Source organism: Streptosporangium sp. 'caverna', assembly GCF_003203775.1.
Lineage (GTDB): Bacteria > Actinomycetota > Actinomycetes > Streptosporangiales > Streptosporangiaceae > Streptosporangium > Streptosporangium subroseum.
In genome coordinates this window covers 5,509,383-5,521,718 of the sequence record NZ_CP029711.1, presented here as the reverse complement: position 1 = coordinate 5,521,718, position 12,336 = coordinate 5,509,383, and the positions used below count along the sequence as shown (strand labels likewise).

Genomic DNA, 12,336 nt, shown 5'->3' with positions numbered 1-12,336 from the left:
CCCGTACCACGTACAAGTTGTGCACGTCGGATTTACGCCTCCCGGGCAGAGCCTCAAGAATGGGAGACGGACATGTCCGATGCGCGTCGGCAGTACTTTGGTGATCTTGCCGCTGACAGCCATGGCACGGCTGATGATCGGCCGCCGCTGGTCCTGCTGCACGGTCTCAGTTATGACCGGCGTCAGTGGGGGCCGGTCCTGGAGGAGCTGGCGGTCGTCGATCCGGGCCGGCGGGTGCTGGCCTTCGACCTGCCCGGGCACGGGGACTCGCCACGGCGCGATTCCTACGGTCTCGGTGAGGTCGCCGCGGTTGTGCATCGGGCGGTGAACGACGCCGGACTCGACGCGCCGATCATGGTGGGGCACTCGCTCGGTGGGGCGCTGGTGACGGTCTACGCGGCGACGTATCCGGTGCGGGGCGTCGTGAATGTGGACCAGCCGTTGCTGGTGGGCGGCTTCGGGGACATGCTGCGCCAGGCCGAGCCGGTGCTGCGGAGCCCGGCCTACGGGCAGATCTGGACCTCCCTGCTCGCCGGCATGCACATCGAACTGCTGCCGCCGGACGCGCGGGAGCTGGTCCGGACGGCCACGACCCCCCGCCAGGATCTTCTCCTCGGCTACTGGAACGAGATCCTGGTCACGCCCGCGGAAGACCTCGGCGAACGCCGGACGCGGGAGATGGACGTCATCCGCTCGAGCGGCATCGCCTACCGCCACGTGAGCGGGGACGAGCCGGCCCCACCCTACCGGCGGTGGCTGGAGTCGGTCCTGCCCGACGTCACCGTCACCGTTCTCCCCGGCGGCGGCCACTTCCCGCACCTGAGCCATCCGGCCGAATTCGCCAAAATCCTGGCCGGGTGACCAGAAACCCCGTCCGTGGCGTCACCCCCGTCAGCGGAGGATGCCGGCACCTTCGGTGAGGCGGTCGTCGGTGGTGCCGGACGCGATCGGGGTGGGGCGGTCAGTGGACGGGGCGCTGGGGGACGGCACAGCCGTCCGGGCCGCAGACGCCGCCGGCTTCGGCGATGACCGGGAGCGGCTGCGGGACGGGGTGGCTCTCCTGCCATGCCCGGGTCATCGCGGCGAGCAGCTGGTCGGTGTCGACGGCGCCGGGGATGGCGTACCTGCCGTCGATGACGAGGAACGGCGCACCGCGGGCGCCCAGGCGCTCGGCCTCGCGCTGGTCGGCTTCCACCTGTGCGCGGTGGCGCCGCTCACGCAGCGCCGCGGCGGCCTCGCCGCGGTCCAGGCCGGCCTCTTCGGCGAAGTCGAGGACCTCGTCGACGGTCCACAGCTTGCGGGCCTGCCCGAAGTGGGCGCGGAACATCGCCGTCCACACCTCGTTGCCCCGGCCCTGGGCGGCGGCGTGGGCGAGCAGCTCGTGGGCGTGGTCGGTCGGGCCGAGGGTCCGCTCCAGCGCGTGGTAGGAGTCCAGTCCCTCCGCGTGGGCCGCGTCCTCGATCGAGGTCAGGAGCTTCTCGCCGGTCGCGGCCGGCATCCCGGCCATCCGAAACAGCCGGCGCTGGGTGACGCCCTCGCGGGGGAGGTCGGGGTGGAGTTGGAAGGAGCGGTGGACCACCTGCACGTCGCCGGCGTGCTCGAAGCGATCCAGAGCCAGATGCAGCCGGTTGTCCATCAGCCCGCAGTACGGGCAGACGATGTCCGCCCAGAGTTCGATCTTCATGGGTTTGCCTTCCTGACCACTTACTACCTGTTCGCAACCTCACTCTGCATTAGCGTGATAAGTCGTACAAAAGGCACATTCATGTGCGTGATCGGGAAGAAGAGGGGGCAGATGTGAGCGCGAGCAAGCTGGGGGCGGCGCGGACCGATGTGCGCGCGAACGTACGGCACGTCCCGGGTCCGTGCGCCCACTGGGACGACCAGGAGGCCGACTTCATCCGCGAGATCCTCGACCTCGTCGGCGACAAATGGAGCGTGCTGATCATCGGCACCCTCGCCGACGGCCCGACCCGCTACTCCGACCTCGCGGGCGCGATCCCCGGCATCTCCCAGCGGATGCTCACCCTCACCCTCAAGCACCTGCGGCGCAGCGGGCTCGTCGACCGCACCGCCTACCCCGAGGTGCCGCCCCGCGTCGAATACGCCCTGACCGGCCTCGGCACCTCGCTGCTGTCCACCGTCCTCGCCATGGCGTCCTGGTCCTCCGACCACCACGCCGAGATCCGCCGCCACCAGACCGCTTTCGACGACGCCGCATCGCAGAACGCGTCCTGAAGGCGCATGGCCTACCGCGGTCCCGCACCGGACATATCGGGTGTGATCTGCCCGGTCGGCGCACCGCACCACCACGCTCGGCCGCCCCACGTGCTCGCCGCAGGCCGTTCTCGGAGCCGGTGCGCCGTCACCCTGGTGATCGAAGTTCTCAGCCGAGTGGGATCTCGTGGTTGGCCTGGAAGAGCCCGCCGGGGTCGACGGCCTGGCGGATGCGGAGCAGCGCCTCCCAGCTCGAGGCGTCGTAGCCGGTCGACGGGTCCACGGCCTCCTCCTGGAAGTTCAGATACTGCCGCCCGCGCGAGTAGGGCGCCATCGCGTCGACCACCCGCTCGCAGTCGGCGATGGTCTGCCGGGCGAGCTCGCCCACCATTATGCCGCCGGCGATCAGCTGGAACCGGCCGTCCAGCCTCGTCACCGCGCCCGCGCCGGGCTGTGAGCGTCCGAGCGCCCCACCGAGCTGGCGCAGCTCCGCCTTCATGAAGAGCGAGCTGCCGGAGTCGACGCCGGAGACCTCGACCAGCCGGTCCACGGCGGCCGGCGGCAGCTCGTCGAGCAGCGACGACCGCCCGCCGCCCGGCGTGGGTTGCTCCGGGTCCATGTGCAGCCGCATCAGTGACGCGGCCGGAACCCGGCCGAACGTGTCTATCTCGGGTCCGAGCTCTCGCAGCGGCGCCAGGAGCCGCTCCGCCTCGGCGTCGTCCGCCAGTACGGCGCCGTCGATGATGACCAGTTCCCGCCCGCGGAACGGCTCGGGAATCTCGGGGATCGGCGGGTATCCCATGTGCCGGTACGACGTGGTGACCGCATCGGGCGCGTCGGTGGCCCACCGCGCCCACCGGCTCAGCACCCGGTGGGCGTCCCGCAGGTCCCAGACCAGCATGCCGGCGTACGCGGTCTCGATCGGGTAGAGCGTGAACTCGATCGCCGTCACCACTCCGAAGTTGGCGCCGCCGCCCCCGCGCACCGCCCAGAACAGCTCCGGCCCGTGCTCGGCGTCGACCCGGAGCAGCGAGCCGTCCGCGGTGACCAGCTCGACGGCGGTCACGCTGTTGACGGCCAGTCCCAGCGACCGGGCGTACCAGCTGATGCCCCCGCCGAGGGAGTAGCCGACCACGCCGGTATCCGGCGACGATCCGTGCAGGGCGGCCAGGCCGTGCGCCGCGGCCGCCTCCACCACGGGCGACCACAGGGCGCCTGCCTCGACCCGGGCCCGGCGGGCCTCGGTGTCGATCTTGATCCCGGCCATACCGGACAGACGCATCAGCACGCTGTCGGCCAGGTCGCCGAGCGGGTGGGCGTTGTGCCCGCTACCCAGTGGCGCGACGCGCAGCCCGGCGGCCGCGGCGGCCCGGACCACGGCCGCGACCTCCTCCGCGCTGTCCGGGAAGGCCACCGCGGCGGGACGCAGGTCGACGGCGAGCGCCCAGGTCGTCCGGGCGCGATCGTATTCCTCGTCGCCCGGCAGATAGACGCCCCCGCCCGCCAGCCCTCGCAGCGACGACAGGTCGCGTCCGGATCTCTCCGACCGCATGTTTTCGATGGTCACTTGCTGTTCCCCCCGGGGCATGGGCAAATCACCTGCAAACTGCAGGAATATGCATAAGACAGACAAATCAACCCGTTTGTCGCGCACCAACTGTTACCGACCGCGCATGTTGTTACCAGGGGAGAACCTTGCCCTGGCTATGTCCGGTGACGTCTCCGGCGCATCGATGAGCCGTCGCGGCCGTCGACGTCGGCGCCGTCATCGTCGGCCGCCTCGCCCGTGGAGGTCGCCTCGCCCGTGGCGGCTGCCTCATCGAGACCGGCGCCGACTCCTGCGGGCTCGCCTGGGCTTGGGAAGCGCGATGGTCCGGAAAATAAGGCTTCCTTGACAATATAATTTGTCGGATCTAACCTGTGGTCATGCAGGACATCGCCGTGATCGAGGACCCGGCCGCCGCCGAGGTCTCGCTGGACCCCATCCGGGCCCGGCTGCTGGCCGAGCTGAGCGAGCCCGGCTCCGCGACCATGCTGGCCGCCAAGGTCGGCCTGTCCCGGCAGAAGGTCAACTACCACCTGAAGACGCTCGAGGCGCACGGGCTCGTCGAGATGATCGAGGAGCGGCGCAAGGGCAATGTCACCGAGCGCATCATGCGCGCGACCGCCGCCTCCTACGTGATCTCCCCGATCGCGTTGTCGTCGGTCGAGCCCGACCCGGCCCGCTCACCCGACCAGCTGTCGGCGAGCTGGCTGCTGGCCGTCGCGGCCCGGCTGGTCCGCGACGTCGGCGCGCTCATCACCGGCGCAGCCCAGGCGCGCAAGCGCGTCGCGACCTTCGCGATCGACGGCGAGGTGCGCTTCGCCTCGGCCGCCGACCGGGCCGCGTTCGTCCAGGAGCTCGCCGGGGCCGTGACGGCCCTGGTGTCCAAGTACCACGAAGAGTCCGCCGAGCGCGGCCGCGACCACCGAATCGTCGTCGCAGTCCACCCGAGCACGAAGGAATCCACATGACGCACCCGTTCGAGCTGAATCAGGAAATCGAACTCGGCGCCACCCCCGAGCAGGTCTGGGACGCGATCGCGACCGGGCCGGGCGTCGACTCCTGGTTCATGGGACACACCGAGCTCGGCACGTCGGTCGGAGGTCCCGCCGGCCTCACGATGATGGGCCACACCGAGCAGGCCACGATCACCGCCTACGAGCCGGGCACCCGCCTCGCGACCCGCAGTGCGCAGGCCCCCGACGGCCGGTTCATGGCGATGGAGTATCTCATCGAGGGGCGCGACGGCGGCACGGCCGTGCTGCGGCTCGTGCAGAGCGGCATGCTCGGCGACGACTGGGAGACCGAGTTCGAGGCGATGAAGGCCGGCTGGCCCATCTACCTGGAGACCCTCAAGCAGTACCTCGCGCACTTCACCGGCCGCACCCCGTTGGTCACCACGGTCTTCCGGCCCGGAGCGGGCGGCCCGGACGCCGCCTGGAAGATCGTCACGGAGTCGCTGGACGCCACGCCGGACGTCGGGGAGGGCGACGAGGTCCTGCTCCCGGACGGTTCCGCCGGGGTCGTCTACTACGCGAACCTGCCCGTCAACCTGGGCGTCCGTACGGCCGATGGCCTGTACCGGTTCATCTACTCCGGTGCCGCCCGCGGCGACGCCATCGTGCTCGGCCACCAGAACTTCTCGGGCCGTGACGAGCAGGCCGAATGGGAGGCCTGGATGGCCGAGCGCTTCGGCTGACCGGCCGGTCCCGACCCGTGGCGGTCCGGCGCGCGCGTGTGCACTACCGACCGGTGGTGGTCCGGGCGTGCACGTGTGCACTACCGACCGGTGGCGGTCCGGGCGCGCGTGTGCACCTACCGACCCGTGGCGACCCGGGCCACCTGCCGGCCGGTCGCTGCAGAGTGGCCAGGGCCGGCACCGCCGCCGGTGCCGCCCGGGTGGCGGTGCCCGCGGGCCTCTTCCCGAGGCGCGAGCCGATTCGCGGTGGAGGCGACCCTGGCCGTCCGTGAGATCGCCGCCACTGAACGTGTCCGTGGGAGTAGGGCTTTCGAGACGGCCGTCCCCGGTGGTTCCGGAATTTTTCCGGTCCGGCCCGCGCGGGCCCAAGTGCCGCGTGCGGGCCGGGATCCGGGCCGTGGAGTCACTCAACCGATGCCCGGGTCGCACCGGCGGGCTGCCTCACGACGGTAGGCCGGCGGCCTGAGCAGGGATAATGGCGGTGTGAGTTCCGACGAACTGGCCCTTTTCCTGCGCTCCCGACGCGCGGCGATGCAGCCCGACGAGATCGGTCTGGGTGCCCGGTCACGTCGGCGTACCCAGGGGATCCGGCGCGAGGACGTCGCCGAGCTGGCCACCATGTCGACGGACTACTACCGCCGTCTGGAACAGGCCCGCATCGGGCCGCCGTCGCCGCAGATCCTGGACGCCCTGGCACGAGCTCTGCGCCTGACCGCCGACGAACGTGACTACCTGTACCGGGTCGCCGACCGCGAACCACCCCCGCGGCCCGCGCTCAGCCGGCACGTCGCTCCCGCGCTGCAGCAGCTCGTCGCCGGGCTGGGCGACTCCCCGGCCCAGGTCATGACGCTCCTCGGCGAGACGATCATCCAGAACCCGGCGGCCGCCGCCCTGCTCGGCGATCACTCGATCTACACCGGCGACGCCCGCAACAGCACCTACCGCTGGTTCACCGACCCGGCCTCGCGGGCGATCCACCCGCCCGAGGAGCACGAGGAGGAGGGCTGCGCCCGGGTGGCCGAGCTACGCGCGCGGTCGGTGCACGTCGGAGACTCGGAGGCCGACCGGCTCATCGGCACGCTCCGCGCCCGCAGCCCCGAGTTCGAGCGGATGTGGCAGGAACAGCGGGTGGCGATCTGCCGATCCGGCACCAAGACCCTGGTGCACCCCGAGGTCGGCATGCTCGACCTGGAATGCCAGATCCTCAGAACCGAGGGCCTCGGGCAGCTGCTCGTCGCCTTCACCGCGGCCGCCGGTAGTCGTGCGGCCGGACAGCTGCGCGAGCTCTCGACCACCCACGCCAGGCAGCCGGCCAGACGGCACCGGCACACCGTCGCGAGAACGGGTCGAACACCCAAGTCGGCATGACGACCGGCGAACACCCCCGCCGACTCGGGGCGGACCGTACGGCGGGCGAGGAGATGCGGCCCGAGAGCCTGCCTCCCGGTCACATCGGCTGAATTTCGCGGGTCTACTGTTACGACACCTCGCGAGTAAGGAATGTGACACGGTGGATGAGCGCGAACGGCTGACCGAGCGTTTCGAGGAGCATCGGACTCATCTGCGAGCGGTGGCCTACCGGATGCTCGGCTCGGTGAGCGAGGCCGACGACGCCGTGCAGGAAGCCTGGCTGCGCTTCAACCGCGCCGACACCGGCAACGTGCAGAGCCTCGGTGCGTGGTTGACCACGGTGGTCGCGCGCGTGTGCCTGAACGTGTTGCGCTCGCGCGAGCAGCGGCGCGAGGAACCTCTCGAGGCGCACCTGCCCGACCCGATCATCAGCCACGATGACGGGAGCGACCCCGAGGGGGAGGCGTTGCTGGCCGACTCGGTCGGGCTGGCGCTGCTGGTGGTGCTCGACACGCTGACGCCGGCCGAGCGGTTCGCCTTCGTGCTGCACGACATGTTCACCGTGCCCTTCGACGAGATCGGCCCGATGATCGAGCGTTCCCCGGCCGCGACCAGGCAGCTCGCGAGCCGCGCCCGCCGCCGGGTCAGAGGGGTCGCCTCGGTGCCCGACGCCGATCTGACCCGCCAGCGCCGAGTCGTCGAGGCCTTCCAGGCCGCCTCACGCGGCGGGGACTTCGACGCGCTGGTCGCGCTGCTCGATCCGGACGTGGTGTTCCGCGCCGACCGGGCGGTCGGCCCCACCTCCGCACCCATCGTGTTCCACGGTGCCCACGCCGTGGCCAAGGGCGCGTCCGCCGCCGCGGAACGGGTCCGGTTCACCCAGCCGGCGCTGATAAACGGAGCGGTCGGACTCGTGATGGCCCCCCGCGGACGGCTGTTCCTGGTGCTCGTCTTCACGATCACCGATGACAAGATCACCGAAATCGAGGTGATCGCGGACCCGGATCGCCTCCGCCAACTCGATCTCGCCGTTCTCGACGCCTGACACGACGCCCGCACCGCCATTCCGCGCGCTCGGCGCGCCGGGCTCCACGGTCCATGCGTCGGGCTCACGGTCCGTGCGCCGGGCTCCACGGTCCATGCGTCGGGCTCACGGTCCGTGCGCCGGGCTCCACGGTCCGCGTGCCGGCGCGCGCGGAATGCCGGTCGCGACGAGTCCAGCACGCGTAGCCCTTTGCGGTGAAGGCGGGCCACGAAGGCGTCTTGTATGTTTTTCTTCTTTATCGCGTCCCCCGGGAGCCTTTTTGACCAGGCAGTTCCTCTCCGCGACAACCGGCGACCGCGCGCCCGATGAGCTGGCCGCGTACGTCGCCCACTGCGACGAGCCCGCCGGCTACCTCAACTTCGCCCACGTCGGGCCCCCGCTGCGCGCGGCCGTCGACGCACGGCACGCGGCCCTGCGGGTCACGGCCACCTCCGACCCGGTGGGACCACTCGAAGAGATCCGGGAGGCGGCCCGCAAGAGAGCCGCAGCCGTGATCGGCGGCGACGTCGGGGTGACGTTCGCGGCGTCCACCACGGCGGGCCTGTTCGCCACGGCGTTCGGCCTGGCCGCCTCCGGCACGCTGCTCGTGCCCGAGGGCGAGTTCCCCGCCAACGCCGTGCCGTGGCTCCGGGCGGCGGCGCGGGGCGGTCCGGCCGTACGGCGGGTGCCGCAGGACGCCGGGCGGATCACGGCCGGGGCGCTGCGGTCGGCGCTCGACGCGGGCGTCGTCGGGCTGACCGTGAGCGCGGTCGACTACCGGACCGGGTGGAAGGCCCCGCTCGCCGAACTCCGCGAGGTGCTCGGCCCCGACCGCCTGCTCATCGTCGACGCCATCCAGGGCTTCGGGGTCACCGAGCTGGACCTGGACGTCGCGGACGTGGTGGTGGCCGGCGGTCAGAAGTGGCTGCGTTCCGGATGGGGCGCGGCGATCCTCGGAGTACGGCCCCGCGCGCTGGAACTGATCGCACCCGATCTGGGCGGCTGGACGGGCCTGGCCGATCCGTACGGGGGGAGTGCCGGAACCGAGCTGGGCGCACCGGCCGAGGGGCCGGACCGGCTGCTGACGACGAACACCGACCTGGAGGCGATCGCCGGGCTGCACGCCTCCCTCGGCCTGGTCGTGGAGGCCGGTACGACACGACTGGCCGACCGGCTCGGACAGGTCGTCGCCGTGCTGCTCGACGTGCTGCGTCACCGCGGCGCCGAAGTCCTCGGCGACGACTGGCCGGAGCGGCGGCGGGCCGGGATCGTGTCCTTCCGGTTGCCCGGCGAGGCTCCCGAGGCCACGCTGGCCCGGCTGTCCGAGGGCGGGGTGACCGCGGCCGTCCGCGGCGGGCTGCTGCGGCTCTCGCCCCACGTCTCCACGACGGAGGAGACCGTGCGCCGGTTCGCCGACACCCTCTGACGACCGGGGAGCACCGCCGACCGCGGCTCGAGAGCATCGGGCTACTGTCTGTCCTGTTGCGTTTCGGCCGGGGAGGGCGAGCATGCTGGACAGGTTGGGCGAGTACTGCACCGAGGCACTGGCCGAGCACGGCTGCCCGTCGGTCTCGGTCGCGGTGGCCGAGCGGGGCGAGGTGGTCCTCACCGGGGCGTACGGGCTGGCCGACGTCGCCGGCGGGCGTGCGGCCACGCCCGGCACGGTTTACGGGCTGGCCTCCGTCACCAAGCCGATCACGGCGACCGCTGTCTGTCTCGCGGCCGACGAGGGGCTGCTGGACCTGGACGCGCCGGTGCCGGGTGACTTCCGGTGGCCCGCGCCGACGGCGCGTCAGCTGCTGCAGCACCGGGGCGGGCTCGGCGCGTACTACGCCTGGGACTACGGCGACGGTGAGCGGCCGATCGACGCGGACCGTTATACGGTGCTGTACCGCAGGCCGGGCACCGGCTTCGCGTACGCCAACCTCGGCTACCGGCTCCTGGGCCGGCTGCTGGAGACGGCCACCGGGCAGGAGCTGGGCGCGTTCGTCCGCGAGCGGGTGTTCGAGCCTCTCGGGCTCACCGGCTGCCACGTCGGACGGACCTATCCGGGCCCGGCGCCGTCGGCGATCCGGTACACGGTCGACGGCCGTGCGTACCCGGACTACGACTGCGGCCACCCCGGCGCCACCCTCGGCTGGGCCCCCGCCGGCGAGCTGGCGCTCTTCGCCCAGTCATACGAGCGCCTGCTGAAGCCGGACACGGCGGCCGCCGTACGGGACGCACCGCCGATCAACGAGCATGTGGGCTACGGACTCGGCTGGAGCGTGTCGTACGGCGACGGGCCCGTGGTGCAGAGTCACGGCGGCGGCGGGGGCGGGGTGGCGGCGATGGTGGTCGCCGTGCCCGAGCGGCGGCTCTCGGTGGCGGTGCTGTCCAACTCCACGAACAAGGCGGCCCGCGATGCGATCCTGCAGTACGTGCTGGGCACGCTGGTCCCCGGATACGCGGTCGAGCAGATCACCCCGGTGATCCACGACCCGGTGCACCCGATGGACCTGCCCGAGGGCCGTTGGGAGGGCCGGATCAGCACCCCGGAGAAGGAGGTGCCGGTCGAGCTGCGGGTGCTGGCCGATCGCCGGGTCGAGCTGCGGCTGGACGGTGAGGGCGCCGTCAGCCTGGCCGGCGCGTCGCAGGCCTGGGACGTCCAGGCGACCTTCCCGGTGCAGCTGCCGACCGCCGACGCCCGGATCAACAGCCCCGTCCTGGGACTGGCCCTCCGCCGGGAGGGGGAAGGGCTGACCGGCGTGGCCTACGCCTACAAAAACGGCGACGCCGAAGGCCGGCTCGGTAACTTCCTCAGCCACTCCTGCGAGTTGCGTCCGTGCTGACGGGCCGCTACCCGACGAGGGTCTGGGTGCCGAGGACGGCGAGCAGCGCGAGCCGTTCGGCGTCCTGGGTGCCGGGCTCGGCCGTGTAGATCATGATGCGCAGGTCGCTGCCCGCGACGCTGAGCACGTCGCAGTCCAGCGTCAGGGGGCCCACCTGCGGGTGCTCGACGGTCTTGCGTGCGGCCTGCTGCCAGCCGACGACGCCCGCGTCCCACAGCTCGGCGAACCGGTCGCTGTTCGTGCGCAACTGCGCGACCAGACGCCGCAGGTGCTGGTCGGCGGGATACCGGCCGGCGGTCGAGCGCAGGTCGGCGACCAGCCCGGCCTCGAACGCGCGATGTGCCTCCGGTGTCTGCCGGACCCGGCTGCCCGAGCCGAGGAAGTTGCGCCACACGCCGTTGCGTTCGTGGCCCCGCCACCCGGACGGGTCGCCCATGAGCGCCGCGTACAGCGGGTTGGCCATGAGCAGCGTCCAGGCCGCGTCGTAGACCCCGACGGGAGTGCCGGTCAGTCTGTCCAGCATCCGCTGGACGCTCGGGGTGATGTACGCGGGCACCGTCTCGGGTCCGGGCGGCACGAGCCCGGTCATCCGGAACAGGTAGGCGCGCTCGTCTCCCGACAGCCGCAACGCCCGGGCCAGGGCCTCGACGACCTGTGCCGACGGGTTGGTCGCCCGGCCCTGTTCGAGGCGGGTGACATAGTCGACGGAGATCCCCGCCAGCAGGGCCAGCTCCTCGCGGCGCAGCCCGGCCGCGCGCCGGTGCCCGCCGGCGGGCAGCCCGGCGGTCTCGGGCGAGACCCGGTCGCGCCAGCGCCGCATCGCCTGACCGAATTCCGTCGCCGTCATGCCCTCAGTAAACACCGCCGGTCGGGGACGTGCCTGGTACCGGTAATCCCAGGACGGCGGGACGACTGGCTGCCGGTGCCGCCGCACGGAAACCTGGGGGCATGACAACAACACTGATCACCGGAGCGAACAAGGGGCTGGGCTTCGAGACCGCCCGCCAACTCATCGCGGCAGGTCACACCGTCTACGTCGGCAGCCGGGACGTCGAACGCGGACGCCGGGCCGCAGAACAGCTGGGCGCGCGGATGGTCGGGCTCGACATCATCGACGACGCGTCCGTGGAGGCAGCGGTGAGGGTCATCGAGGCCGACGGAGGGCTGGACGTACTGATCAACAACGCGGGCGTCGAGGAGAGGGGCGACAACAACGTCGTGATCGGCCCCGCGGACGTGACCGCCGACGTGATACGGAAGACGTTCGAGACGAACGTCTTCGGCACGGTGCGCGTCCTCCACGCGTTTCTCCCGCTGCTGCGGCGTTCCGCCGCCCCGGTCGTGGTCAACGTCAGCAGCGGCCTGGCCTCGCTGACCCGGGTCACCACCCCCGGCACCCCGACGTACGCCTACCCGGGCGTGGCCTACCCGGCGTCGAAGACCGCGGTCAACGTGATCACCGTGCAGTACGCGAAGGCGTTCCCGAACATGCGGATCAACGCGGTGGAGCCCGGCTTCACCAAGACCGACCTGAACGGGAACACCGGCATCCAGACCGTCGAGCAGGGCGCCGAGATCATCGTGCGCATGGCGCAGGTGGGCCCCGACGGCCCCACCGGAGGCTTCTTCGACGTCGAAGGCGCCCTCCCCTGGTGATCCGAACCGGGCGTGA

At 71.8% G+C, this 12,336-nt stretch carries 12 protein-coding genes; 9 read left to right on the top strand and 3 right to left on the bottom strand.

Features of this window, described 5'->3' with window-relative positions:
* Positions 1-72: 72 nt before the first annotated feature.
* On the top strand, positions 73-861 hold the full coding sequence (locus DKM19_RS24445) for an alpha/beta fold hydrolase (protein WP_110698704.1): 789 nt from the start codon (positions 73-75) through the stop codon (positions 859-861).
* Between the two features lie 100 nt (positions 862-961).
* Here DKM19_RS24445 and DKM19_RS24440 read toward each other — a convergent pair whose 3' ends face one another.
* A complete protein-coding gene (locus DKM19_RS24440) occupies positions 962-1,684 on the bottom strand; it encodes a DsbA family protein (protein WP_110698702.1) in 723 nt (240 codons plus the stop codon).
* Between the two features lie 113 nt (positions 1,685-1,797).
* Between DKM19_RS24440 and DKM19_RS24435 the strand changes: the two genes are divergently transcribed.
* Positions 1,798-2,238, top strand: a complete 441-nt coding sequence (locus DKM19_RS24435) for a helix-turn-helix domain-containing protein (RefSeq protein ID WP_239514406.1) — start codon at positions 1,798-1,800, stop codon at positions 2,236-2,238.
* Between the two features lie 148 nt (positions 2,239-2,386).
* Here the strand turns inward: DKM19_RS24435 and DKM19_RS24430 are convergent, their stop codons facing one another.
* Positions 2,387-3,784, bottom strand: a complete 1,398-nt coding sequence (locus DKM19_RS24430; RefSeq protein ID WP_204358989.1) for an FAD-binding oxidoreductase — start codon at positions 3,782-3,784, stop codon at positions 2,387-2,389.
* A 359-nt stretch (positions 3,785-4,143) separates the two neighbouring features.
* Between DKM19_RS24430 and DKM19_RS24425 the strand changes: the two genes are divergently transcribed.
* From DKM19_RS24425 to DKM19_RS24400, 6 genes are all read left to right on the top strand, one after another.
* Positions 4,144-4,731 carry a helix-turn-helix domain-containing protein gene (locus DKM19_RS24425; protein WP_204358988.1) on the top strand — a complete coding sequence of 196 codons (588 nt, stop codon included), beginning with the start codon at positions 4,144-4,146 and terminating at the stop codon, positions 4,729-4,731.
* The gene (locus DKM19_RS24420; RefSeq protein ID WP_110698700.1) at positions 4,728-5,459 is read left to right on the top strand and encodes an SRPBCC domain-containing protein; all 732 of its coding nucleotides are present in this window, start codon (positions 4,728-4,730) and stop codon (positions 5,457-5,459) included. Before DKM19_RS24425 ends, DKM19_RS24420 begins: the two co-directional genes overlap by 4 nt.
* A 483-nt stretch (positions 5,460-5,942) precedes the next feature.
* Complete coding sequence (locus DKM19_RS24415; protein WP_110698698.1) at positions 5,943-6,827, top strand: helix-turn-helix transcriptional regulator; 885 nt, start codon at positions 5,943-5,945, stop codon at positions 6,825-6,827.
* Positions 6,828-6,969: 142 nt separating this feature from the next.
* Positions 6,970-7,854, top strand: a complete 885-nt coding sequence (locus DKM19_RS24410) for a sigma-70 family RNA polymerase sigma factor (RefSeq protein ID WP_110698696.1) — start codon at positions 6,970-6,972, stop codon at positions 7,852-7,854.
* A 259-nt stretch (positions 7,855-8,113) separates the two neighbouring features.
* Positions 8,114-9,259 carry an aminotransferase class V-fold PLP-dependent enzyme gene (locus DKM19_RS24405; RefSeq protein WP_162641711.1) on the top strand — a complete coding sequence of 382 codons (1,146 nt, stop codon included), beginning with the start codon at positions 8,114-8,116 and terminating at the stop codon, positions 9,257-9,259.
* Between the two features lie 82 nt (positions 9,260-9,341).
* Positions 9,342-10,664, top strand: coding sequence for a serine hydrolase (locus DKM19_RS24400; protein WP_110698692.1), 1,323 nt, complete (start codon positions 9,342-9,344; stop codon positions 10,662-10,664).
* 7 nt (positions 10,665-10,671) lie between these two features.
* On the opposite strand, the gene DKM19_RS24395 is transcribed toward DKM19_RS24400, so the two are convergent.
* Complete coding sequence (locus DKM19_RS24395; protein ID WP_110698690.1) at positions 10,672-11,511, bottom strand: helix-turn-helix transcriptional regulator; 840 nt, start codon at positions 11,509-11,511, stop codon at positions 10,672-10,674.
* Positions 11,512-11,612: 101 nt separating this feature from the next.
* Here DKM19_RS24395 and DKM19_RS24390 point away from each other — a divergent pair, with 101 nt between their 5' ends.
* Complete coding sequence (locus DKM19_RS24390; RefSeq protein ID WP_110698688.1) at positions 11,613-12,320, top strand: SDR family NAD(P)-dependent oxidoreductase; 708 nt, start codon at positions 11,613-11,615, stop codon at positions 12,318-12,320.
* Positions 12,321-12,336 lie beyond the last annotated feature (16 nt).

What these genes read in the sequence shown, in the direction of transcription:
- DKM19_RS24440 (WP_110698702.1), bottom strand. Translation starts at nt 1,684, where the DNA reads ATGAAGATCGAACTCTGGGCGGACATCGTCTGCCCGTACTGCGGGCTG.
- DKM19_RS24420 (WP_110698700.1), top strand. Translation starts at nt 4,728, where the DNA reads ATGACGCACCCGTTCGAGCTGAATCAGGAAATCGAACTCGGCGCCACC.
- DKM19_RS24400 (WP_110698692.1), top strand. Translation starts at nt 9,342, where the DNA reads ATGCTGGACAGGTTGGGCGAGTACTGCACCGAGGCACTGGCCGAGCAC.
- DKM19_RS24445 (WP_110698704.1), top strand. Translation starts at nt 73, where the DNA reads ATGTCCGATGCGCGTCGGCAGTACTTTGGTGATCTTGCCGCTGACAGC.
- DKM19_RS24390 (WP_110698688.1), top strand. Translation starts at nt 11,613, where the DNA reads ATGACAACAACACTGATCACCGGAGCGAACAAGGGGCTGGGCTTCGAG.
- DKM19_RS24425 (WP_204358988.1), top strand. Translation starts at nt 4,144, where the DNA reads ATGCAGGACATCGCCGTGATCGAGGACCCGGCCGCCGCCGAGGTCTCG.
- DKM19_RS24395 (WP_110698690.1), bottom strand. Translation starts at nt 11,511, where the DNA reads ATGACGGCGACGGAATTCGGTCAGGCGATGCGGCGCTGGCGCGACCGG.